Below are 23,444 nucleotides of genomic sequence, written 5' to 3' on the forward strand. Positions count from 1 at the left end.
ATGGCCAACACCACCACGACCGCCACCGCCGCCAGCACAGGTGCCATCCCGGCCGCTGCGGCCGGCCCCGTCAAGACCAGCAAGTTCAAGGTGCCGGGCGAAGGCTCCAGCCTCACCATCAGCATCGTCACCGTCGCCGCACTCATCGTGCTATGGTTCGCCGCCACCAACCTGGGCTGGATCAAGCCGCTGTTCCTGCCCAGCCCGCAGGCGGTGTTCCAGCAGTTCTACGAATACCTCACCGGCCAGACCAACGACAAGCCGCTGTGGCAGCACTTCTCGGCCAGCCTGCTGCGCGTGACGGCCGCCTTCTGGCTGGCCTTCGTCACCGCGGTGCCGCTGGGGATAGCCATGGGCATGTCGCGCGTGGTGCGCGGCATCTTCGATCCGCCAATCGAGTTCTACCGCCCGCTGCCGCCGCTGGCCTACCTGCCGCTGATCATCATCTGGTTCGGCATCGACGAGCTGCCCAAGATCCTGCTGATCTTCCTGAGCTGCTTCGCGCCGCTGGCCCTGGCCGCCCGCGCCGGCATGCGCAGCGCCGCGCAGGAGCAGATCAACGCCGCCTACTCCATGGGCGCCAGCTATTGGCAGGTGATACGCCACGTGATCCTGCCGGCGGCCATGCCCGACATCCTGATCGGCATGCGCATCGCCATCGGCTTCGGCTGGACCACCCTGGTGGCCGCCGAGATGGTGGCGGCCAACGTGGGCCTGGGCCAGATGGTGCTGAATGCGTCGAACTTCCTGCGCACCGACATCGTCATCATGGGCATCGTCGTCATCGGCGTGGTGGCCTATGCCTTCGATCTGTTCATGCGCTGGGTGGAAAGAAAGCTGGTGCCGTGGAAGGGCCGGATGTAGGCCGGCCGCGCGGGAACCCCAGCAAAACCCTCGGCGCATAACGCACGAAAGCCCGGGCCCGCCGTCCTAGAATCTCTCACCACGAGATCCTAGGAGACACCGATGCGCATCCTGATAGCCGAAGACGACCAGGTGCTGGCCGATGGCCTGCTGCGCAGCCTGCGCGGCTCGGGCGCGGTGGTGGACCATGTGGCCAGCGGCACCGAGGCCGACGCGGCGCTGATGACCAATACCGAGCTGGACCTGCTCATCCTCGACCTGGGCCTGCCCCGGCTGCACGGCCTGGAGGTGCTCAAGCGGCTGCGCGCGCGCGGCTCCAGCCTGCCAGTGCTGATCCTCACCGCCGCCGAAAGCATCGAGGAGCGCGTGCAGGGGCTGGACCTGGGCGCCGACGACTACATGGCCAAGCCATTCGCCCTGTCGGAGCTGGAGGCCCGGGTGCGGGCCCTCACGCGCCGCGGCATGGGCGCCACCAGCAGCACCATCCGGCACGGGCCGCTGGTGTACGACCAGGCCGGCCGGGTAGCCAGCATCGATGGCAAGATGCTCGAGCTGTCGGCGCGCGAGCTGGGCCTGCTCGAAGTGCTGCTGCAGCGCGCGGGCCGCCTGGTGAGCAAGGACCAGCTGGTGGAGCGCCTGTGCGAATGGGGCGAGGAAGTGAGCACCAACGCCATCGAGGTCTACATCCACCGCCTGCGCAAGAAGATCGAGAAAGGCCCGATCCGCATCGCCACCGTGCGCGGCATCGGCTACTGTCTCGAACGCATCCAGAGCCCGTCCTGAAGCATGTTCCGCAGCGAGCAGCGCTCCCTTTTCGGCGAGATCCTCGACTGGATGCTCACGCCGCTGCTGCTGCTGTGGCCGGTTTCGCTGGCGCTGACCTGGCTGGTGGCGCAGAACCTGGCGAACAAGCCCTTCGACCGCGCGCTGGAATACAACGTCCAGGCGCTGGCCCAGCTCATCAGCGTGCGCGGCGGCCAGGTCCACTTCAACCTGCCGCAGCCGGCCAGCGAGATCCTGCGCGCCGACGACTCCGACGCGGTGTACTACCAGGTGCTCACGCCTTCCGGCCAGTTCCTCTCGGGCGAGGCGGCGCTACCGCCGCCGCCCGAAGACGGCAACCACCTGCCCGGCGAGGTACAGCTGCGCGACGCCGACATGCGCGGCGCCGACCTGCGCGTGGCCTGGCTATGGGTGCGCCTGTCGCTGCCCGAGCCCAACCTGGCGCTGATCCAGGTGGCCGAGACGCGCGAGAAGCGCAGCGTGCTCGCCACCGAGATCATCAAGGGCGTGATGCTGCCGCAGTTCGCCATCCTGCCGCTGGCGGTGCTGCTGGTGTGGCTGGCGCTGGTGCGCGGCATCAAGCCGCTGCACCAGCTCGAAGAGCGCATCCAGGCACGCAAGAGCGACGATCTCTCGCCCATCAACCACCGCGGCGTGCCGCTGGAGGTGGTGCCGCTGGTGGACTCGGTCAACGGCCTGCTCGAACGCCTGCAGGATTCGCTGGCCACGCAAAAGCGCTTTCTCGCCGATGCCGCGCACCAGCTCAAGACCCCGCTGGCCGGCCTGCGCATGCAGGCCGAGATCGCGCAGCGCGAAAGCGCCAGCGCCGACGACCTGAAACAGTCGCTGCAGCAGATCGGTCGCGCCAGCATCCGGGCCACGCACACCGTCAACCAGCTGCTGTCGCTGGCCCGCGCCGAAAGCCGCGGCGGCACGCTGCACAGCAGCCGCTGCGACATGGCCGCCATCGTGATCGACGCGGTGCACGACTGCGTGGACCGGGCACTGGCCCGCGGCATCGACCTGGGCTACGACGGCCCCCAGCCCGGCGACGGCCAGGCCGCCGTGGACGGCAACGCCACGCTGCTGTCCGAGCTGGTGCGCAACCTGCTGGACAACGCGGTCAACTACACGCCTTCGAGCAGCGAGTCGCCCGGCGTGATCAATGTGCGCCTGCTGGCCGACCCCTTCGGCCATGTGCTGGCGCTGCAGGTGGAGAACACCGGCCCCGGCATTCCCGAGGGCGAGCGCGAGCATGTGTTCCAGCCCTTCTACCGCGTGCTCGGCACCGGCGTGGACGGCTCGGGCCTGGGCCTGCCCATCGTGCAGGAGATCGCGCGCCAGCACGGCGCCAGCGTAGTGCTCGAAGACGCTTTTGCACAGCGCAGCCAGCGCGGCGTGCTGGTGACAGTAAGGTTTCGCAGCGCGGCGTAGTGACACCAACCCAATCAGCTAGGCGCGCTTTCTTTCTAAGCGCCAGCGTCTATGACTTCAGCGCAGCGGCCCCAGCCCGGTCTGCACGCCATGCTGGTCCACCACACGCAGCCCCTGCAGCGACTCTGCCTCGATCTGGGAATCATCAGCTGCCATGCCGTTTTCGGGCACCTGCCAACCCTTGGGCATGGCCTTGCCCAGGGCCAGGTCTCGGTCCACCACGAAGCGATAATCCTTGGCATACACTTCGGTACCACCTTCCAGAGCAACGGTCTGGGTACAGCGCACCTTGCGCGCTGCAGCGTCCATATAGCTACACCACACACCATCAGCCGACGCAGCCCCATCGCCCGCCAATTGGCTCAGTCTGAGCGTCACCGCTTGCTGATTGGTCGCATCGTACAAAGCCCAAGTTCCCAGCAGACTCGTGGGATCGGGTGCCTGCGCGCCGAAGCGATAGCGCTGGATAGTGCGAGGCTCTTCACCCGGAAAGCGCAGCACGCCCCTGGTGGGCGTATCGAAGGCCAGATAGACCATACCCGCATCCGAGATCTCGGTTCCCGAGCGTGGACCACTGCCAAAATAGCGCCCCCCTACATAGCTCTTTAGCGCGCCCGCGGCCTGAACGTAGGCATAGGGACTCATGGCCAGATGGAATGTGGCGTCACCAGTGGAATCGTAGTTGTACACCTGCATCATCAGCGTGCCGCCTTGCGTATCTATGGCCATGCCTCGGCCCGGTTTACCATCAAGCTCGGCACTGACGATCCAGGTGCCGTCGTCCGGAGCATAGCTCAGCACATCGGAGCTGAGGCCGATATCGGTGTCCAAGCCGCCATTCTTGTAATCGCTTAGGCGCAGCGCCACCATACGGTAGGTTTTGCCGCCCCATTGCAGCGTACCAGTCAACTGGCGCACATATTCCTTGAACTCGCCGGCTGCTACCGTACCTCCTACGCCTTGGCAGCGGAAGGTGTATGACGCCAGCGCGTACTGGCATCCCAGCGCCAGGTCTTCCTGCTGTTGGGTCTGAATGTTCAGTGCCTTGATTTGCAGTCCGGTGCCCCCTCCAAACAGGGCACTGCTTTGCGGTTCATCGGAACCGGTAAGCGCGATACCCACCGATGCGGTATCGCCGTTTTCGTCAAGCAGTGCGAGCATCCAGCTCTTGGGGTTCAGCTTGCCCTCGGGCGCATTCTCGAAACGATAGCGCTCCATCTTCACTGGCTGCTCACCAGGAAATTGGACCATTCCCGTGCTTCCGCTCGTGAAAGTGATGTTCACGGGGCCAGCGTCATCTACCTCATCTCCCGAGCGTGGGCCACTGCCAAAATAACGGCCGCCACGGTACTGCTTGAGCGGAGCGCTCACCTGATTGTCCACCACGGTACCAGTAGCGGCATGGAAGGTCGCGGCACCATCGGCACGGTAGCTGTAGACCTGCATCACCATGATGCCGTCCTGTACGTCGATAGCCATGCCACGGCCGGGCCTCCCGTCCAGTTCTGAGCTCACTATCCAGGTACCGCTTTGCGGGGTGAATCCAGTGTCGGCATGAGCAGCCAGGCCGCATGCCAGAGCCACGGCCGTGACGCCAGCGCGTGCGTGGTGGTAGATACGCTGCATGAAGATCTCCTCTCTGGGTGGTTGACATTGCCTCGCCGCTCTGTACTACGGCAGGCCGGGGTCGCGACCTTTCGATATAGCCGCTTTTAATGACAAATGTTGCAAGGGCACTGATGGGAACCCGCACAAATTGCTATGGTTTATATAACAAACCAGCACCCACTCCAAGCACCAATGCGCACCAACCGCTCTACGAACAGCGCTCCAACTCCCGACCCTGCATCACACGCCAGCTGTTCACGCGCTTGCTGACGGCGCTATCGGCTTGGGGCAGGCGCAGGGTGTAGCTGGAGACCGCGGGGCGTTCGACCACCACCTTGGCGCTGACGCCCTTGCGCGCCAGCATGGCCTGCTGGCGCCCGGCGGCCTCTTCGCTGGAAAAGCGGCCCAGCGAGATGCCTGGCTCCAGCGCCGCCAGGCGGGCGCGGTCGGTGGGGATGTCAAGCGCGCGCAGCTCTTCGCGGCGCCTGGCCAAGGCCTCGGGGCTGCTGAACTTGCCCAGGTACACCATCCAGCGCCCGGCCGAGGCGCTGGACTCAAGCTGCCACGAGCCTTCGGGCAGCCCGGCCAGCTGCAGCCGCAGCGCCTCGGCCTGCCGGGCGTCGAAGCCGCCGGCCTGCAGGCATTCGCGCCGCTCGGGTTTCTCGGGCCGGCTCTGCTGCGCCGCGGCGACGGGCGCCGGCGCCTCTGCCCCGATGGGCTCGGGCGCCGCTTGAGGCGCGGCCTCGGCGGCCGCCTCCTGCGGGGACAGGAGGCGCAGTTGCCCGGCCCGCACCTGGCGCTGCATGCGCTCGGGCTCGGACGGGTCTGCGGGCGCCCAGCCCAGGCTGCGCAACATGCCCTGCGAGAAAGCGTAGTAGCCCAGGTTGGCCAGCAGCAGCACGAGGATGGCGACGCGGATCACGGCTGGGCCTGGGCGGGCCGCACGCTGACCTCTGAACTGGTCACCGCCACCATGCCCTGCGCGCTGCGCACCAGCAGCGCGCCGTCGGCGCGCAGGCCCTCGGCCATGCCGGCCGTGCCATCGCTGAGCGTGACCGGTCGCCCCAACAGCGCATCGCGCTGCGCAAAGCGCGGCAGCAGCGGCGCGAAGCCCTGCACGGCAAAGGCCTGCAGCGTGCCGACCAGCGGCGCGGCGATCGCGGCCAGCGCCTGCGGCGCATCCCAGCGGGCATCGAGCATCTGCAGGCTGCCGGGCGTGGTGGACAGCCCATGCGCTGCCGGCGCGCGCACATTGATGCCGATACCGATCACCACGTAGCGCTCTGCAGGGTTTTGCGCTGCAGCGCCCACGCCATCGGTGCCAGCCGCCACAAAGCTCGCAGTCTCGACCAGGATGCCCGCGAGCTTGCGGTCGCCGCTGAGCCACAGGTCGTTCGGCCACTTGAGGCCGATGCGCGGCGCGGCGCTGCCCGGCTCGGGCGGCACGGGCTGCAGGCTTTCGGCCACGCTCACGCCCACGGCCAGCGACAGGCCGGACCAGTCCCTTGGTGCCAGCGGCAGGCCCAGCGAGAAGGTGAGCGCATCGCCCACCGCGCCGTGCCAGGGCCGGCCCAGGCGACCGCGGCCAGCGGTCTGCCGCTCGGCCACCAGCAGGATGGGCTCGGTGCGGCCGGCGCGGGCACGGCGCATCAGCTCGGTGTTGGTGGAGTCGACGCTGGGCAGCACCTCGACGGTGAAGCCGGGCAGCCGGAGGCAGAGCGCCTCCCAGATGGCCTCGGCGGGCCAGCGCAGGGGTGTGGAGTCGCGCATGGTTTTATCGGGGGTCATCGGCCGCGGGAGTTGTTGCTGTCGCCCGGCATCGGCGGCCGCCAGCCGCGCTTGGGCGCCAGCATGGTGCCGCGGCAGCCGGCGTTGCCGCAATAGCAGGCGTACTCGGCCTTGAGCTGCTTGGTGTAGCGCTCCTCCACGATCAGGCCGTAGTCGTAGTTCAGCTCCTCGCCGGCCCCGATGTTGCGCAGCGCGGTGATGAAGATGCGGCCGTCGCGCTCCTCGGCATAGCAGTTGGGCGCGCAGCTGTGGTTGATCCAGCGCGCCGCGTTGCCCCGGTCGCCGCCGTCGATCACGCGCTCGCCGTCGATCTGGAAGAAGAAGGTATGGTTGGGGTTGGCCGGGTCGTGCGGATGGCGCTCCTGGCTCTCCTCCCACGAGATGACCTGGCCCTTGTACTCGATGACGGTCTCGCCCTCGGCAATGTCCTGCAGCGCGAACACCCCCTTGCCGTGCACGCCCGAGCGGCGCACCTGGATGCGTCGGCCAGGGGAAAAACGAGGGACATTGCTCGGCATGGCGAAATCTCTGCTAAGTTAAATAAGCACACGTGTGCGCGTAGGCGCGCGCACGCGAAGAGACGCATTGTAGAAGCGCCAGCCCCGCGTAGGGGGCGGCACCACGAATGAGACGAGTCCGTTCATGACAAAAACCCTGGTAATTGCAGAAAAACCTTCCGTCGCGCAGGACATCGTGCGCGCACTCACGCCGGTGGCCGGCAAGTTCGACAAGCACGAAGACCATTTCGAGAGCGAGCGCTATGTGGTCACCAGCGCCGTCGGCCACCTGGTGGAGATCCAGGCGCCCGAGGAGTTCGACGTCAAGCGCGGCAAGTGGAGCTTCGCGCACCTGCCGGTGATCCCGCCGCATTTCGACCTCAAGCCGGTGGACAAGACCAAGAGCCGCCTGAACGCGGTGGTCAAGCTGGCCAAGCGCAAGGATGTGGACGCTCTCATCAACGCCTGCGACGCGGGCCGCGAGGGCGAGCTGATCTTCCGCCTGATCGAGCAGTACGCCGGCGGCGCCAAGGGCACGCTGGGCAAGCCGATCAAGCGCCTGTGGCTGCAGAGCATGACGCCGCAGGCCATCCGCGACGGCTTCGCGCAGCTGCGCAGCGACCAGCAGATGCAGGGCCTGGCCAATGCGGCGCGCAGCCGCTCCGAGGCCGACTGGCTGGTGGGCATCAACGGCACGCGGGCGATGACGGCCTTCAACTCGCGCGATGGCGGCTTCTTCCTGACCACCGTGGGCCGGGTGCAGACGCCCACGCTGTCGCTGGTGGTGGAGCGCGAGGAAAAGATCCGCAAATTCGTCAGCCGCGACTACTGGGAGATCCATGCCGACTTCGCCGCCCAGGCCGGCCACTATCCCGGCAAGTGGTTCGACCCCCAATGGAAGAAAGGCGAGGACCCTGAGGCCCGCGCCGACCGCCTGTGGAACCTGCGCGACGCCGAGGCCATCGCCAACGCGGTGCGCGGCAAGCCCGCCACCGTCAGCGAAGAAAGCAAGCCCACCACGCAGGCATCGCCGCTGCTGTTCGACCTGACCAGCCTGCAGCGCGAGGCCAACGGCAAGTTCGGCTTCTCGGCCAAGACCACGTTGTCTCTGGCCCAGGCCCTGTATGAAAAGCACAAGGCGCTGACCTACCCGCGCACCGACTCGCGCGCGCTGCCCGAAGACTATTTGCCGGTGGCGCGCCAGACCTTCGAGATGCTGGCCAGCAGCGGCATGCAGCAGCTCGCGCCATTCGCGCAGCAGGCGCTGGGCGCGAACTACATACGGCCGTCCAAGCGCATCTTCGACAACAGCAAGGTCAGCGACCACTTTGCCATCATCCCCACCACGCAGGCGCCGGGCGCGCTGTCCGAGGCCGAGCACAAGCTGTACATGCTGGTGGTGCGGCGCTTCATGGCGGTGTTCTTCCCCAGCGCCGAATACCTGGTGACCACGCGCATCAGCCAGATCGAGCAGCACCACTTCAAGACCGAGGGCAAGGTACTGGTCAAGCCCGGCTGGCTGGCCATCTACGGCAAGGAGGCCGCGCACGAGGTCGAAGACGCCAAGGACGGCGACAAGGGCCAGAACCTGGTGCCGGTGCAGCCCGGCGAGAAGCCGCCGGCCGAGCAGGTTCAGGCCAAGGGCCTCAAGACCAAGCCGCCGGCCCGCTACTCCGAAGCCACGCTGCTCGGCGCCATGGAAAGCGCCGGCAAGCAGGTGGAGGACGACGAGCTGCGCGAAGCCATGCAGGAAAAAGGCCTGGGCACGCCGGCCACGCGCGCGGCCATCATCGAAGGCCTGCTGACCGAGAAATACATGCTGCGCGAAGGCCGCGAGCTCATCCCCACCGCCAAGGCCTTCCAGCTGATGACGCTGCTGCGCGGCCTGCAGGTGGAAGAGCTGTCCAAGGCCGAGCTGACCGGCGAATGGGAGTACAAGCTGGCGCAGATGGAAAAAGGCCAGCTCTCGCGCGATGCCTTCATGGCCGACATCCAGGCCATGACCGAGCGCCTGGTCAAGAAGGCCAAGGAATACGACCGCGACACCATTCCCGGCGACTACGCCCAGCTGTCGACGCCCTGCCCCAACTGCGGCGGCGTGGTCAAGGAAAACTACCGCCGCTACGCCTGCACCGGAGCCGACGGCAACGGCGCGGGCTGCGGCTTCTCGTTCACCAAGTCGCCCGCTGGCCGCACCTTCGAGACCGCCGAGGCCGAGGCCCTGCTGCGCGAGCGCCGCATCGGCCCGCTGGAGGGCTTCCGCTCCAAGGCCGGCTGGCCCTTCACCGCCGAGGTGGCCATAGCTCGCGACGAGGACAGCAACAACTACAAGCTCGAATTCGACTTCGGCGACGACAAGGACGAGGAGGACTCCGGCGAGCTGGTGGACTTCGGCAGCCAGAACCCGCTGGGCGCCTGCCCCAAGTGCGGCGCGCCGGTGTTCGAGCATGGCGCCAACTACGTGTGCAGCCGCGCGGTGCCCACCGCGCAGCAGGCCAAGCCCAGCTGCGACTTCAAGAGCGGCCAGGTCATCCTGCAGCAGCCGATCGAGCGCGAGCAGATGGCCAAGCTGCTCAAGGACGGCAAGACCGACCTGCTCGACAAGTTCGTCTCCAACCGCACGCGCCGCAGCTTCAAGGCCTTCCTGGCGTGGGATGCGGCGGCCGGCAAGGTGGGCTTCGAGTTCGAGCCGCGCGACTCCAAGTACCCGCCGCGCAAGGGCGCTGCCAAAACTGCAGCCGCTGGCGCTGGCACCACGGGCACCGCGGCCAAAAAGGCCACCAAGACCGCGAGCAAGACCACCGCCAAGGCCCCGCGCAAGACCAGCGCCGCCTCGGGCAAGACACCCAGCGCCGCGCTGGCCGCGGTGATTGGCAGCGAGCCCGTGGCCCGCCCCGAGGCGGTGAAGAAGATGTGGGAGTACATCAAGGCCCACAACCTGCAGGACCCCAAGGACAAGCGCACCATCCTCGCCGACGACAAGCTGCGCCCGGTGTTCGGCAAGGACAGCATCGGCATGTTCGAGCTGGCCGGCGTGCTGGGCGGGCATCTGGGCTGACACAGCGGGCGCAGGCCCCTGCGCCGGCGCTCACCCCACCTGCCGCGCCTGCCCATCCCAGAAGCGCGCGCGCAAGGCCTTCTTGTCGATCTTGCCCAGCGAGGTCACCGGCAGCTCGGCCTCCAGCCACAGCTGCTTGGGCGTGTTGACCGCGCCCTTGCGCGCCTGCACGAAGTCGATTAGCTCCTGCGCCTCGGCACTGGCGCCGGGCTTGAGCACCACGACGGCGGCCACCGCCTCGCCCCACTTGGCATCGGGCACACCGATGACGGCGGACTGCGCCACGGCGGGGTGCAGCGCCAGGCAGCCCTCGACCTCGCTGGAATACACGTTGAAGCCGCCGGTGATGATCATGTCCTTGGCCCGATCCACCAGGTACAGGTAGCCCTCGGCATCGCAGCGCGCCAGATCGCCGGTGTGCAGCCAGTCGCCGGCGAAGACCTTGGCGGTCTCCTCGGGCCGGTTCAGGTAGCCGGCCATGGTCAGCGGGCTGCGCACGCACAGCTCGCCCACCTCGCCCACGGCGACCTCGCGGTGCTGCCCATCCAGCAGCCTGACCTGGTTGCCCAGCAGCGGCCGGCCGCAGGACTGCAGCCGCTCGGGCCGCGCCGCATCGTGCTCGTGCTTGCGCAGGTAGCTGATGGTCATCGGCGATTCGGCCTGGCCGTAGAGCTGGCCGAAGATGGGGCCCAGGCGCCGCACCGCCTCGGCCAGCCGCGCCGGCGCAATGGGCGAGGCGCCATAGAGCACGTATTCGAGGCTGGACAGGTCCCACTGGTCCAGCCCGGCGTGGTCCAGCAGCCCGTAGATCTGCGTGGGCACCAGGAAGGTGGCGGTGATGCGGTGCTGCTGCACGGCCTGCAGGAAGGCCTCGGGCCGGTACTGCTCCAGCAGCACCAGCGTGCCGCCGCGCAGCAGCGTGGGCAGCACCATGGAGCCGCCGGCATGCGAGATCGGCGTGGCGATCAGAAAGCGGGTCTCGGCCGGCCATTCCCAGCCGGCGAGCTGCTGCAGGGTCATGGTCAGCGTGGTGCGCTGGCGGTGGATCACGCCCTTGGGGCGGCCGGTGGTGCCGCCGGTGTAGCTGATCTTGACGATGTCGTCCGGTTGCGCCGCGATGGGCAGCGCCCCGCCGTCGAAGGCAGCGCTGGCCGAGATCACGTCCGCGCCCAGGTCCGAAGGTCCGATGCTCAGCACCTGCCGCACCAAGCCGCGCGCCTTGAGCTGCGCGCCGCGCTCGGCGAAGCGCGCGCCCACCACCAGCGCGGCAATGCCCGCGTCCTGCAGCACGAAGGCCTGGTCGTCCAGCGCGCCCATGGGGTGCAGCGCGGTCTGGCGCAGCCCGAGAAAAGCGCAGGCGATGATGACGGCCAGCGCCTCGGGCTGGCTGCCGGTGAGCACGGCCAGCCCGTCCTGGCGCTTGAGGCCCAGCGACGCCAGGTAGCGCGCCATGCGGTGCACGCGCTGCTCCAGCTCGGCATAGGTCCACGAGCTGCCATCGGGCATCACCAGCGCCACGCGCGCGGGAAAGGATTGGAAAGCCGAGCGATAGGCGTCGGCCACGGTGCTGCCTGCGTAGAGTTCTGTCATCGGGATTCCCAGTGGAGGATGCCCTTGATGATCCCCGGCCCGAGCCCCAAGCGAAAGCCTGGCATGTAGCTATCGCGACAAGGGCAGCGGAATGTCGGCATGACAGCATCGTCATCAACAAGGATGGCAAACCCGTTGCCGCCCTGGTGGATGCCGAATTGTTCGCCCGCATCCGGCGCATGCAGGAGCGCTTTGACGCGCTGAGCCAGCGCATCGCCGACGCCTATGCCACGGTGCCTGCCGATGCCGGGCTGGCCGAAATCGACGCGGCCGTGGCGGCAGAGCGTCGCCAGCGCTGATGCCCGCGCTGCGCGTGGTGCTCGACACCAACGTGCTGGTATCGGGCTTGGCCTACCCCGGCAGCATGCCGGGGCGCATCGTCGGCGCCTGGCGCCAAGGCGGTCTGGACGTGGTGCTGTCGCGCCACATCCTGGATGAGCTGGCCCGGGTATTGCCGCAGCTGCCCCGCATCGGCATGACAGCCACCGAAATCCGCGACCTGGCCGACAGCCTCATGCTGCTGGCCGATGTGGTCGATCCGCAAGGCATACCGGACGCCGACCTGCGAGACCCGGCCGACCAGCCCGTGCTTCTCACGCTGCTGGCGGCCCGTGCCGACTGGCTCATCACCGGCGACAAGGATTTGCTGGCACTCGCGGGCCGCTATCCCATCGTGGCTCCGGCGCAATTCTGGGCGCGCCACGGCCATTGAGGGCAAGACACAGGGGCGAAGCATGCATAGGCTATAACCCTGCTCATGTCTCTCACCACTCTGGCCGCTTCGGCCGACCACGCCATGCCGCCGCGCCACATCGCGCTGCCCGGCACCACCAACTTCCGCGACCTGGGCGGCTACCAGGGCCATGGCGGGCGCAGCGTGCGCTGGCGCAAGCTGTTTCGCTCCGACCACCTGGCGCATCTCACCGCGCAGGGGCAGCAAAGCCTGCTGGGCCTGGATGTGCGCCGCTCGGCGGATTTTCGCGGCGCGCGCGAACAGGAGCAGGACCGCTACGCCATCGACGGCCTGCTGCACCATTCGCTGGCCATCGAGCCTACCGTGGTGCAGCGCGCCTTCACGCTGCTGCGCGAGGGCGCCGAGCTGACGCCCGAGCACACGGTCACGCTGATGCAGGACACCTACCGCGGCTTCATCCACGACAATGCCGCGCAGTTTGCGCGCTTCTTCGAGATGCTGCTGCAAAGCGATGCGCCCATCGTGTTCCACTGCACCGCCGGCAAGGACCGCACCGGCTGGGCCGCCACCTTGCTGCTGATGACGCTGGGCGTGCCGCGCGAGGTGGTGCTGCAGGACTACCTGCTCACCAACCGCTACTACGAGCGCCCCGCCGAGGCCCGCGCCGCGGCCAGCCACATCCGGCCCGAGATCCTCGATGTGCTGTGGCGCGTGCAGGAGCCCTTCCTCACCGCCGCCCTCGATCCGGTGCTGGCCGAATACGGCAGCGTGCCCGCCTATATGGACCGGGTGCTGGGTGTGGACGCCAAGGCTCAGCAGCGGCTGGGGGAGATGTATCTGGAGTGAGCGCCGGCGGCCCCCTAGGGTGTGTCATCAATTGCTTACCCGCGCGCTGGCGCGGCCATGCGGATGGATGCGCGAAGCGTGGCGCAGCCCATAGTCATCTATGGGCAAGCCGCGCGACAAAGCAGACGCCGCATGGCCGCCCAGCCCGAAGGGAAAGCCCTGCGAGCGGCGCATTGCGGCGTTGCCCCTCGCTCATGTAGCAGGGCTACACCGCGCTCAGGGCGCCTTGCACTGCACCGCCCGCAGAGCTTTCGCGCAGGCAAGCAATTGATGACACACCCTAGTCCGGCACCAGCGAGAACACCGACGCCGCCACCGCGTGCCCGTGCAGGTTCAGCCGGTTGCGCGCCACGCATTCGAGCAGGGCGCCGTACTTGCGGGCCAGGTTTTCGCTGGCGGTATTGCCCACGGCCACCACGATCTCCACGCGCTGCAGGCCCAGGGTCTGGAAGGCATAGGGCACCAGCGCCTGCACGGCGCGCAGCGCAATCCCGCGGCGCTGCGCCGACTGCCGCACCCAGTAGCCCAGGTTGCCGTACCGGTGGCCCTGCTCGATGGTATTGAGGCCGGCGCCGCCCAGCAGTTCGCCGCTGCCGGAGAAAATGCCGAACTCGTGCGCGCTGCCACTGGCGAGGCTTTCACGGCAGGTGGCAAACCAGTCCAGCGCCGTCTGCTCGCAAAAGCCGGCGTGGCACCAGGGCAGCCAGCGGCCCACGGTTGCTATCGACTCCAGCACGGCGGCGGTCATGGCCGGCGCATCGCGGTCTTCGAAAGAGCGCAGGCTCAGGTCTTCAAATGCAATGCTCGGCATGCGATGGTCCCTCCTTTTCTTGTGATGAATGCACTGGCTGGCGATGATATAGGGGCATGGGCATAAGTGACAGGGATGCGGGCAAAGGCGGATACCATGGCAGCCGCAGTCTTTGCCTGATGGCAGGCGATCCAAGGAGGATGCGATGTTCAGCCATATCATGCTGGGTGTGAATGATCTGGAGCGCGGCAAGCGCTTCTACGACGCGCTGCTGGGCCAGTTGGCCATTGCACCGGGCGTTGCCAACAAGAACCGCTATTTCTACCGCAGCCCCACGGGCACCTTCGCGATCAGCACGCCCATCAACGGCCAGCCGGCCACCCACGCCAATGGCGGCACCATCGGCTTCGCCTGCGCCTCGCCCGAGCAGGCCGATGCCGCGCATGCGGCCGGCGTGGCCGCGGGCGGCCTGAGCTGCGAAGAGCCGCCCGGCTGGCGCGGCGAAGGCGCGATGCGCCTGTACCTGGCCTATCTGCGCGATCCGGACGGCAACAAGATCTGCCTGGCGCATCGCCCGCCCAAGGCCGGTTGACCTAGCAAAAAACATAGCTGGTAGCGCTTGCTGCTATTGAATTTTCATATGATTTATATTCAAAATCATTTGCAGGCAAGCGCTGGCAGCTACTGTTTTTGATGACTGCGCATTGCGCGATACTCCCTAGTTTCAGGAGCATGCGTGCAATCAGCGAGTGAACAGTGGTTCGACGAGGCGTATTACCAGCGCTATTACTTCGACAAGAAAACCAGCGTGGTGGATGCCGCGCATGTCGAGCGGCTGGGCGCCTTCGTCTGCTCATACCTCGGCTACCTGCGGGTGCCGGTGCGGCGCGTGCTCGACATGGGCTGCGGCATCGGGCTGTGGCGCGACACGGTGGCGCGGCATTTTCCCGGCGCCAGCTACCACGGCGTGGAATACAGCGAATACCTGTGCCGGCGCTACGGCTGGGAGCGCGGCTCGGTGGTGGACTACAGCTGCGCCGAGCCGTTCGACCTGGTGATCTGCCAGGGCGTGCTGCCTTACCTGAGCCCGTCCGATCTCAAGCAGGCACTGCACAACCTGGCCCGCCTGTCGCGCGGCGGCCTGTATGTGGAGGCCGTGGCGCGCGAGGACTATGAGCGCGACATCATCGACGACCAGCTGACCGACCCGCGCCTGCTGCGCCACCGCGCCGAGCTGTACCGGCGCGGCCTGCGCCCGGCCATGCGCGAGCTGGGCGGCGGCGTGTGGCTGAGCCGCGATTGCGCCGTGCCGCTGTTTGCGCTGGAAAGCGTGGATGCCGGATGACGGCGCCCGCCACCCCCGCGCTGGCGCCCCACGCCGTGGCACGGCTGCGCGCCCAGCGCCTGGCCCGCAGCACGCGGCCGTTCCTGGCGCGCGGCGGCCCCAAGGGCGAGCGCTGCGAGGGCTGCCGCCTGCGACCCTCGCACTGCATCTGCCAGTGGCGGCCGCAGCTGGCCACGCAGGCCGGCATATGCCTGCTGATGCACGACGCCGAGCCGCTCAAGCCCAGCAACACCGGCTGGCTGATCGCCGATGTGGTGGCCGACACCTTTGCCTTCGGCTGGGCACGCACCGAGGCGGATGCGCAGCTGCTGGCCCTGCTCGATGATCCGCAGTGGCAGCCGTATGTGGTTTTTCCCGGCGAATTCGTGCAGCCGCCCGAACGCGTGGTGCACACGTTGGCGCCGCAGCCCGGCAAGCGCGCGCTGTTCGTGCTGCTGGACGCCACCTGGTCCGAGGCGCGCAAGATGTTTCGCAAGAGCCCGTACCTGGAGCGCTTTGCAGTGCTGAGCCTGCACCCCGAGCAGATCTCGCGCTACCGGCTGCGCCGCTCGTCACGCGGCGATCATTTCTGCACCGCCGAGGTGGCGGCGCTGTGCCTGGAGCTGTCGGGCGATACCCGGGCCTCGGCCGCGCTGTCGGCCTGCCTGGATGTGTTCACCCACCACTACCTGCAGGCGCGCAACCAGCTGCCGGCGGATGTGGCCAGCCCCGCGCACCGGCAATTGCAGGCGCTGCTGGGCCAGGCGCAACACCACGAATGACGCCGGTCTCAGGAATGATGGGCGGCAGCCCGGCGCTGCAGCGCAAACGGCGGCAGGCTTTTAAGCAGGCGCTGGCCGTAGCTGGTGCGCACCAGGCGCCGGTCGTAGCAGTAGACATGGGCGCGGTCGGATTCGGTGCGGATCGCCCGGCCCACCCATTGCGCCAGGCGGATCGCGGTGGCCGGGATCACCAGCTCCACGAACGGGTCGCGCCCGCCCCCCTTGAGCCATTCGGCCCGCGCCTCGCCCACCGGGTCGTCCGGCGGCGCGAACGGCAGCTTGGTGATGAACAGCGATTCGCACAGCGCGCCGGGCAAATCCAGCCCCTCGCCAAAGGACTGCATGCCGAAGATGATGGACGGCAGGCCGGTGAGCACGCGTTCGCGGTGGGTCTGCAACAGCTGGCTGCGCGGCAAGGTGTTTTGCACCAGCACCACGCTGCGCATGGCGGTGGGCAGCGCATCGACGGCCAGGCGCATCTGCTCGCGCGAGGTGAACAGCACCAGCCCGCCGGCCTCGACCTGGGCCAGGTCGGCGAGCAGCGCATCGATCATCTCGGCATTGAACTGCTGCGGCTGGCGCGGGTCGGCCATGGTCTCGGTGGCGATGAGCGCGCCCTGCGAGGCATAGTCGAAGGGGCTCGCGACCGCCAGCGTGCCGACCGCGGCATCTCCCGCCAGGCCGCTCTCGCGCAGGAAATAGTCGAACGGGTCGGCGCCGCCGGCGCCCCCACCGGCACCAGTACCTGCGCCCGCACTCGTGAGCGTGGCCGAAGTCAGCACCGCGCCGCGCACCTTGCTCCACAGGTGGTGGCGCAGCGTGGCGCCGGGCAGCACCGGGCTGGCATGGGCCTTGATCACGGCCAGCTCGCCCGACACCTCCAGCGTGAACCACTTGGCCGCCGGCACGCCGTCCTCACGGCTTTGCGGCGGCGCGGACAGCAGCAGCTGCGTGGCATCGTGCACCGCCTCGAGCCGCGGCGCCAGCATGCCCACCTGGGCATAGAGCGTGGACAGGCGCTTGGCCTCGTCGGGCTTGTCGCGCATCTCGGCGCGCAGCGCTTTCGATATGGCCTGCAGCGCCTGCAGAAAACCCGACGCATGGTGCGCGGCCTGCGCCAGCGGCTCCTGCATGGCCGGCGGCAGCTCGCCCCGCGGCAGGCGCACGCGGGCCGGCAGCGCAGCGGCATTGCGGCTTTGCTGCAGCTGCTGGCGCAGGCCTTCGCCGTATTCGTCCATCACCAGGCGGGCCGCATCCTGCAGGTGCTGGCGCAGCTGGCTGGCGTGCGTGGCGATATCGGCCACCTCGCCCACTTCCATCAGCGTGCCGACGCGGGTGGCGCGGCTGGCAAGCTTGTCGATCCAGCCCAGGCGGCTCAGGTCCATCTCACTGGCGAACTGGTCGAGCGCGGTGCCGGGCAGGTGGTGCGCCTCGTCGAGCACCAGCAGGCAGTTGTCCAGCTCGGGCAGCAGGCGCGCCCCCAGCGACGACAGCAGCAGATCGTGGTTGGCCACCACCACCTGGGCCTGCACCAGCTCCTTGCGCCGGTCGTAGTAGGTGCAGCTGCCGAACAGCGGGCAGTGCTTGCCGGTGCAGGAGCTGGACTCGGCGGCGATCGGGCTCCAGACCTCGGGCTCGGGCGGCGAGTCGAGGCTGTCGCGGTCGCCGTCCCAGCGGCGCGTGGCCAGCGCATCGGCCATGCGGGTGTAGAACTGCAGGCGCGCCGCGCTCAGCTGCTTGCTGCGCGCGGCCTGCTGGGCATCGGCCATCTCGTCGGGAAAGAAATCGTCGAAGGCTTCGCCGTCGGCATCGGCTGAATCGCCGCCATGGCCTGGCCCCACGCCCGCCAGCCGCTCCAGCTTGAGCTTGCACACATAGCGCCCGCGCCCCTTGGCCAGCGCGTGGCGAAACGGCGCCCCGCCCTCGCCGGCCATGCGCGCCGCCAGCGCTGGCAGGTCCTTGTTGACCAGCTGCTCCTGCAGCGCCACGGTGGCGGTGGAGATCAACACCCGGGTGCCGCGCGCCAGCGCGATCGCAATGGCCGGCACCGCATAGGCCAGCGACTTGCCCACGCCGGTGCCGGCCTGGATGACGGCTATCGCCCGCCGCGGCTGCCCTGCCTCGTCCTCGAGCTTGCCCAGCTCGGCGGCGGCAAAGGTCTCGGCCACGCGCGCGGCCATGTGGCGCTGCCCCTCGCGGCTGCGAAACCCCTCGGTGGCGCTGACGACGGCGTCAAAGGCAAGCAGCGCATCCTGCGCCCAATGTGGTTCTGGCATAGGTTGCTAGTGTGGCACGGCAATCGGGGAGCATGGCGGCCATCGGCCCGGCAACTGGCGGAATAATCCCCCATCCACAAGCAGCGCCCATTCATCCAATAATATGCACAACTCACCAAAATACATAAAATGCACCAATAACATCCTATTTAGTGCACAACTTAAGAGTACTCCATACAGCCCGCAGGCTGCCGGGACCGCCCATGCAACAGCGGGCGTCATTGACTGGCTGATCCAGTGCCGGGTGCCATGGCGCCGCGGGCAATGTACCTATGGCTCCCTACCAGATCACGACCACCGTACTAGGCATAGGCTTCGCCGCCGCCATCCTGCTGCTGATAGCCCGCGATCGGCTCAACGTGCGCCACGGCCTGTTCTGGTTCATGCTGGCCCTGCTGGCCATCGTGCTTGGCGTCTGGCCCAGGATAATCGACGGTTTCGCCAACCAGGCCGGCATACGCTATTCACCCGCGCTGCTGCTGGTGGGGGCGGTCATCATCCTGTTCGTCAAGGCGCTGCATGCCGACATCGTCAACACCCGCATCGAGCGGCAGGTGCGCCGCCTCAACCAGAGCCTGGCCTTGCTGTACCTGAAGGAATCTTCAGCCGCGGCACCACCTGAAACCATTTCCTCTTCCGAGCATTCATGACCAAAGCACGCAAAGGCATCATCCTCGCCGGTGGCTCCGGCACCCGCCTGCACCCGGCCACGCTGGCCATCAGCAAGCAACTGCTGCCGGTGTACGACAAGCCGATGATCTACTATCCGCTCAGCACACTGATGCTGGCGGGCATCCGCGACATCCTCGTCATCAGCACGCCACAGGACACGCCGCGCTTCCAGCAACTGCTGGGCGACGGCAGCCAGTGGGGCGTCAACCTGCAATACGCGGTGCAGCCCAGCCCTGATGGGCTGGCCCAGGCCTTCCTGATCGGCGAGGATTTTCTGGACGGCGCGCCCAGCACCCTGGTGCTGGGCGACAACATCTTCTATGGCCACGACTTCGAGCATCTGCTGGCCAGCGCCGACCAGCGCGCGCAAGGCGCCTCGGTCTTCGCCTACCATGTGCACGACCCCGAGCGCTATGGCGTGGTGGCCTTCGACCGTGAAGGCCGGGCCGTCTCCATCGAGGAAAAGCCCGCCAGGCCACAGAGCAACTACGCGGTCACCGGCCTGTATTTCTACGACAGCCAGGTGGTGGACATCGCCAAGAGCGTCAAGCCCAGCCCCCGCGGCGAGCTGGAGATCACCGCGGTCAACGACGCCTACCTGCAGCAGGGCCAGCTGAACGTGCAGATCATGAAGCGCGGCTATGCATGGCTTGACACCGGCACGCACGACAGCCTGCTCGAAGCCAGCCAGTTCATTGCGGTGCTGGAAAAGCGCCAGGGCCTGAAGATCGCCTGCCCCGAGGAAATCGCCTTCCGCAAGGGCTTCATCGGCGCGCAGCAGTTGCAGCAACTGGCCGAGCCGCTGAAGAAGAATGGCTATGGGCAGTACCTGCTGCACATTCTGGCGACCGAAGCCACGAAGTAGGCCGACGCAGCCCCCAGTACTCCCATGCCTGCACTCACTCCCGTCATCCTGTGCGGCGGCAGCGGCACGCGGCTGTGGCCGCTCTCGCGCGAGCACTACCCCAAGCAGTTCCTGGTGCTCCAGCGCAGTGGCCTGTCCATGCTGCAAGACACCGCCAAACGCATGGAGGGGGTGGGCCGCCACATAGCGCAGGCCGCGCCCATCGTGGTGTGCAATGCCGAGCACCGCTTTCTGGCCGCGCAGCAGCTGCAGGAGGCGGGCATCGCCGGCGCCCGGCTGGTGCTGGAGCCGGCGGGCCGCAACACCGCGCCGGCCCTCACCCTGGCGGCCCTGGCGGCCGAGCCGCAGGCAGTGCTGCTGGCCATGCCCGCCGACCACGCCATGAGCCGGGTGGCCGAGCTGCACCGCGCGGTGGACATCGCCTGGCCCCTGGCGTGCGGCGGCGCCATGGTCACGTTCGGCATCGTCGCCAACCGGCCCGAAACCGGCTATGGCTATATCCAGAAAGGCGAGGCAGCTTGGGATGGCGGTGCATTCGCCATCCAGAGCTTTGCAGAAAAACCCAGCCTGGAGCTGGCACAGAGCTATCTGGCCAGCGGCCGCTACCTGTGGAACAGCGGCCTTTTCATGGTGCGGGCGGACCAGTGGCTCCAGGCCATGCAGGCCTTGCAGCCCGAGATGCTGCAGGCCTGCCGCCAGGCCATGGAGCAAAGCCGCACGGACCTGGATTTCATCCGCCCCGACGACGCTGCCTTCGCCCGCTGCCCCGCCGACTCCATCGACTACGCGGTGATGGAGCACCTGCCCCGCCGCAGCGAACTGGGCATTCCCGCGCGCGTGGTGCCGCTGGACGCCGGCTGGTCCGACCTGGGCGCCTGGGACGCGCTGTGGGACCTGCTGCCGCGCGACGCGCAAGGCAACGCCACCGCCGGCCAGACGCTGGCCGTGGATACGCGCGACAGCCTGCTGTTCTCGCAGACCTGCCTGGTGGCCACGGTAGGCGTGGACAACCTGGTGGTGGTGCAGACCCCGGACGCGGTGCTCGTTGCCCGCAAGGACAGGACGCAGGACGTGAAGAAGATCGTCGCCGAACTCAAGGCGCAGAACCGCAAGCTCACAGCCTCCCACCGCAAGGTGCACCGCCCCTGGGGCTGGTACGACAGCATCGACGGCGGCGAGCGCTTCCAGGTCAAGCGCATCGTGGTCAACCCCGGCGCCCGGCTCAGCCTGCAGATGCACCACCACCGCGCCGAGCACTGGATCGTGGTGAAGGGCACCGCCGAGGTGACTACCGGCGACAAGACCTTCTTGCTGGCCGAAAACGAATCCACCTTCATCCCGCTGGGCCACATGCACCGCCTCGCCAACCCTGGCAAGGTGCCGCTGGAGATCATCGAGGTGCAATCGGGCAGCTACCTGGGCGAAGATGACATCGTGCGCATCGAGGACACCTACGGCCGCGCCCCCGGGCTGCACACCGCGGGGTAGCGCATGGCCGCAGCCGCTGGACTCGACGTCATTCTCGCAACCGATGCCCTGCGCCCCCCGTTGACCGGCATAGGGCGCTACACCTACGAGCTGGCCAAGCGGCTGGCGTGCGATGAAAACATCGCCCGGCTGCGCTATTTCTCCATGGGGCGCTGGGTGGCCGCGCCGGCGGACGCGCTGGAGCGGCCCATGCCAGGCAACGCGCCCGCGCTTGCGCAACCGATCTCGCTGCGCGACCGGCTGGCGGGCAACCGCCTGGCCGTGCGCCTTTACACCGCGGCCGCCCCCACGCTGCTTGGCTGGCGCCTGCGCGGCAACCGGCAATCGATCTACCACTCGCCCAACTACATCGTGCCCCCGTTCAAGGGAAAAACGGTCGGCACCGTGCACGATCTCTCGCATATCCAGTGCCCGCAGTTCCATCCGCAAGCGCGGGTCGACTACCTCAAGCAGGCACTGGCCTCCAGCCTGGCCCGCACCGGCCATGTGATCACGGTGTCCGAGAGCGTACGCCGCGAAATGCTTGAATACGGCCTGATGCCGCCCGAGCGGATCACCGCCATCCACCTCGCGGCGGACACGATTTTCCGGCCCCATGCGCCGCACATGCTGGCGCCGGCCATGCAGGCGCTAGGACTGCGGGCCGGCCAATACAGCCTGTTCGTGGGCACGATGGAGCCGCGCAAAAACGTGGCGCGGCTGGTCCAGGCCTACGAGATGCTGCCCGAAGCCTTGCGGCGCGAATGTCCGCTGGTGGTGGCCGGCGGCCGGGGCTGGAACTCCGCGGCCGTCCATGAGCGCATGGCCCGGGCGCAGGCACAGGGTTGGCTGCGCTACCTGGCATTCGTCGACCAGCGTTGGCTGCCTGCGCTGTATGCTGGCGCCCGATTGATGGCCTACCCCTCGCTCTACGAAGGCTTCGGCCTGCCGATCGCCGAGGCCATGGCCAGCGGCACGCCGGTGCTCACCTCCAATACCTCGTGCATGCCGGAAGTCGCGGCGGGTGCCGCCCGGCTGGTCAATCCGCTCGATGTGGAAGAACTTGCCCAGGCCTTGCGCGAGTGCCTGGCCAGCGAGGCCTGGCTGGCCGAGGCCCGGGCCAAAGGGCTGGCGCGCACGGCAATACTGTCATGGGACCGCTGCGCGCAACAGACGGTCGCGGTCTATCAACAGCTGGTGGCCTGATCGCCGGACATGCTTGAACATACAGCAACCGCCGTTTCAAACTCTCAACACAAAGACGACTTCGATGGCCTCTGGAATTTACATTTCCCTGATTATTGCGACTTTGCAGGATGAAGGGGACTTGCGGCTATGCCTCGAAAGCCTCTGCCAGCAAGATAATGCTCCCGATTTTGAAGTCATACTGGTTGACCAGAACAAGGCTGGCTATCTGGATGGAATTGTGCAGGATTACCGCACGCGGCTGCGCCTGATCCACCACCATGTTGATTTCCAAGGCGCATGCCGTGCAAGAAACCTGGGTGCGGATCTGGCCCAAGGCGAGTGGCTTGGCTTTCCAGATGATGACTGCAGGCTCCTGCCCAATACGCTGGCATTGGTGGAGAAATTCTCCCGGGATCTTCCCGATGTGAAGGTCATCACCGGCAGAACCGTCAATGACGAAGGAAAATCAAATGTATTGCGCTGGTCCGAGCAAGATCGCTTCTTCAACCGCAAGAACATGTTCGGCTCGCTGACCGAAGCCACCTTCTTCGTGCATCGCGCCGTTTTCATGGAATCTGGTGGCTTTGATATCCTCTTTGGCCCAGGCAGCCAATTTCCCGCCGCCGAAGGCGTCGATCTGATGAACCGGATTTTCAACCACATCCAGGTCGGCCAGGCATATTACAACCCGGGCATCATGATGCTCCACCCGACCAAGATACCCCCTTGGAACCGCTGGGCCGTGTCTCGCTTTCACAGCTACGCCATCGGTGACGGGGCACTCATTGCCAAGAGTCCGCAACCACATATTCTCAACTGGGGCTTCAGGACCCTGGCGGTTGCAATGCTCTACATGTGCAGTTTCCGTGGCTGGCAGAGCCTGGCCTATGGAGCGCGGTTCATCGGCTTGTTTCGCGGATTTACATCCTACCTTCTGCGCGGCACAAAGCGATAGCA

22 protein-coding genes are annotated in these 23,444 nt (G+C 67.4%); 15 read left to right on the plus strand and 7 right to left on the minus strand.

The annotated features are described in order from the left end of the window. The 3 genes from ACODRX_RS07455 (at position 1) to ACODRX_RS07465 (ending at position 3,081) form a co-directional block, all read left to right on the plus strand. Positions 1-864: an ABC transporter permease subunit gene (locus tag ACODRX_RS07455; RefSeq protein WP_488870620.1), complete on the plus strand. Its 864-nt coding sequence runs from the start codon at positions 1-3 to the stop codon at positions 862-864. A 102-nt stretch (positions 865-966) separates the two neighbouring features. Next, positions 967-1,647: a response regulator gene (locus ACODRX_RS07460; protein ID WP_488870621.1), complete on the plus strand. Its 681-nt coding sequence runs from the start codon at positions 967-969 to the stop codon at positions 1,645-1,647. A 3-nt stretch (positions 1,648-1,650) separates the two neighbouring features. After that, positions 1,651-3,081 carry a sensor histidine kinase gene (locus ACODRX_RS07465; protein ID WP_488870623.1) on the plus strand — a complete coding sequence of 477 codons (1,431 nt, stop codon included), beginning with the start codon at positions 1,651-1,653 and terminating at the stop codon, positions 3,079-3,081. Positions 3,082-3,138: 57 nt separating this feature from the next. Here the strand turns inward: ACODRX_RS07465 and ACODRX_RS07470 are convergent, their stop codons facing one another. The 4 genes from ACODRX_RS07470 to ACODRX_RS07485 all read right to left on the minus strand — a co-directional run bounded on the left by ACODRX_RS07470 (position 3,139) and on the right by ACODRX_RS07485 (position 6,995). Then, the gene (locus tag ACODRX_RS07470) at positions 3,139-4,707 is read right to left on the minus strand and encodes a hypothetical protein (RefSeq protein ID WP_488870624.1); all 1,569 of its coding nucleotides are present in this window, start codon (positions 4,705-4,707) and stop codon (positions 3,139-3,141) included. A gap of 190 nt (positions 4,708-4,897) precedes the next feature. Beyond that, a complete protein-coding gene (locus ACODRX_RS07475; RefSeq protein WP_488870625.1) occupies positions 4,898-5,611 on the minus strand; it encodes an SPOR domain-containing protein in 714 nt (237 codons plus the stop codon). After that, on the minus strand, positions 5,608-6,459 hold the full coding sequence (locus ACODRX_RS07480; protein WP_488870627.1) for a biotin--[acetyl-CoA-carboxylase] ligase: 852 nt from the start codon (positions 6,457-6,459) through the stop codon (positions 5,608-5,610). The genes ACODRX_RS07475 and ACODRX_RS07480 overlap by 4 nt, the downstream gene beginning before the upstream one ends. A 14-nt stretch (positions 6,460-6,473) precedes the next feature. After that, a complete protein-coding gene (locus ACODRX_RS07485; protein WP_488870628.1) occupies positions 6,474-6,995 on the minus strand; it encodes an SET domain-containing protein in 522 nt (173 codons plus the stop codon). Positions 6,996-7,119: 124 nt separating this feature from the next. Here ACODRX_RS07485 and ACODRX_RS07490 point away from each other — a divergent pair, with 124 nt between their 5' ends. Then, positions 7,120-10,032 carry a DNA topoisomerase III gene (locus ACODRX_RS07490; protein WP_488870629.1) on the plus strand — a complete coding sequence of 971 codons (2,913 nt, stop codon included), beginning with the start codon at positions 7,120-7,122 and terminating at the stop codon, positions 10,030-10,032. 30 nt (positions 10,033-10,062) lie between these two features. On the opposite strand, the gene ACODRX_RS07495 is transcribed toward ACODRX_RS07490, so the two are convergent. Then, complete coding sequence (locus ACODRX_RS07495) at positions 10,063-11,622, minus strand: AMP-binding protein (RefSeq protein WP_488870631.1); 1,560 nt, start codon at positions 11,620-11,622, stop codon at positions 10,063-10,065. Between the two features lie 11 nt (positions 11,623-11,633). On the opposite strand from ACODRX_RS07495, the gene ACODRX_RS07500 reads away from it, so the two are divergent. The 3 genes from ACODRX_RS07500 to ACODRX_RS07510 are packed head-to-tail and all read left to right on the plus strand — an operon-like array spanning position 11,634 to position 13,162. Continuing rightward, the gene (locus ACODRX_RS07500; protein WP_488870633.1) at positions 11,634-11,921 is read left to right on the plus strand and encodes a type II toxin-antitoxin system prevent-host-death family antitoxin; all 288 of its coding nucleotides are present in this window, start codon (positions 11,634-11,636) and stop codon (positions 11,919-11,921) included. Further along, complete coding sequence (locus ACODRX_RS07505; RefSeq protein ID WP_488870635.1) at positions 11,921-12,334, plus strand: putative toxin-antitoxin system toxin component, PIN family; 414 nt, start codon at positions 11,921-11,923, stop codon at positions 12,332-12,334. The genes ACODRX_RS07500 and ACODRX_RS07505 overlap by 1 nt, the downstream gene beginning before the upstream one ends. Positions 12,335-12,379: 45 nt before the next feature. Further along, positions 12,380-13,162: a tyrosine-protein phosphatase gene (locus ACODRX_RS07510; RefSeq protein WP_488870636.1), complete on the plus strand. Its 783-nt coding sequence runs from the start codon at positions 12,380-12,382 to the stop codon at positions 13,160-13,162. Between the two features lie 280 nt (positions 13,163-13,442). Here ACODRX_RS07510 and ACODRX_RS07515 read toward each other — a convergent pair whose 3' ends face one another. After that, complete coding sequence (locus ACODRX_RS07515; RefSeq protein ID WP_488870638.1) at positions 13,443-13,973, minus strand: GNAT family N-acetyltransferase; 531 nt, start codon at positions 13,971-13,973, stop codon at positions 13,443-13,445. Between the two features lie 145 nt (positions 13,974-14,118). Between ACODRX_RS07515 and ACODRX_RS07520 the strand changes: the two genes are divergently transcribed. The 3 genes from ACODRX_RS07520 to ACODRX_RS07530 all read left to right on the plus strand — a co-directional run bounded on the left by ACODRX_RS07520 (position 14,119) and on the right by ACODRX_RS07530 (position 16,019). Continuing rightward, entirely contained in the window at positions 14,119-14,505 is a 387-nt protein-coding gene (locus ACODRX_RS07520; protein ID WP_488870639.1) for a VOC family protein, read from the plus strand. A gap of 144 nt (positions 14,506-14,649) precedes the next feature. After that, a complete protein-coding gene (locus ACODRX_RS07525) occupies positions 14,650-15,258 on the plus strand; it encodes a class I SAM-dependent methyltransferase (RefSeq protein WP_488870640.1) in 609 nt (202 codons plus the stop codon). Next, complete coding sequence (locus ACODRX_RS07530) at positions 15,255-16,019, plus strand: tRNA-uridine aminocarboxypropyltransferase (protein WP_488870641.1); 765 nt, start codon at positions 15,255-15,257, stop codon at positions 16,017-16,019. The genes ACODRX_RS07525 and ACODRX_RS07530 overlap by 4 nt, the downstream gene beginning before the upstream one ends. Positions 16,020-16,027: 8 nt before the next feature. On the opposite strand, the gene dinG is transcribed toward ACODRX_RS07530, so the two are convergent. After that, positions 16,028-18,295 (minus strand): ATP-dependent DNA helicase DinG, encoded by a 2,268-nt coding sequence (gene dinG, locus ACODRX_RS07535; protein WP_488870642.1) that lies wholly within the window; start codon positions 18,293-18,295, stop codon positions 16,028-16,030. A gap of 272 nt (positions 18,296-18,567) precedes the next feature. Here dinG and ACODRX_RS07540 point away from each other — a divergent pair, with 272 nt between their 5' ends. From ACODRX_RS07540 to ACODRX_RS07560, 5 genes are read left to right on the plus strand one after another with little or no spacing between them, the layout of a single operon-like run. Beyond that, a complete protein-coding gene (locus ACODRX_RS07540; RefSeq protein ID WP_488870643.1) occupies positions 18,568-18,945 on the plus strand; it encodes a DUF2304 domain-containing protein in 378 nt (125 codons plus the stop codon). Continuing rightward, positions 18,942-19,832 carry a glucose-1-phosphate thymidylyltransferase RfbA gene (gene rfbA / locus ACODRX_RS07545; RefSeq protein WP_488870644.1) on the plus strand — a complete coding sequence of 297 codons (891 nt, stop codon included), beginning with the start codon at positions 18,942-18,944 and terminating at the stop codon, positions 19,830-19,832. Before ACODRX_RS07540 ends, rfbA begins: the two co-directional genes overlap by 4 nt. 24 nt (positions 19,833-19,856) lie before the next feature. Further along, positions 19,857-21,320, plus strand: a complete 1,464-nt coding sequence (locus ACODRX_RS07550) for a mannose-1-phosphate guanylyltransferase/mannose-6-phosphate isomerase (RefSeq protein ID WP_488870645.1) — start codon at positions 19,857-19,859, stop codon at positions 21,318-21,320. Between the two features lie 3 nt (positions 21,321-21,323). Next, complete coding sequence (locus tag ACODRX_RS07555) at positions 21,324-22,505, plus strand: glycosyltransferase family 4 protein (RefSeq protein WP_488870647.1); 1,182 nt, start codon at positions 21,324-21,326, stop codon at positions 22,503-22,505. Between the two features lie 13 nt (positions 22,506-22,518). Then, positions 22,519-23,442, plus strand: coding sequence for a glycosyltransferase family 2 protein (locus tag ACODRX_RS07560; protein ID WP_488870649.1), 924 nt, complete (start codon positions 22,519-22,521; stop codon positions 23,440-23,442). The last annotated feature ends 2 nt before the right edge of the window (positions 23,443-23,444 follow it).

The organism is Comamonas sp. FG99 (genome assembly GCF_057808605.1).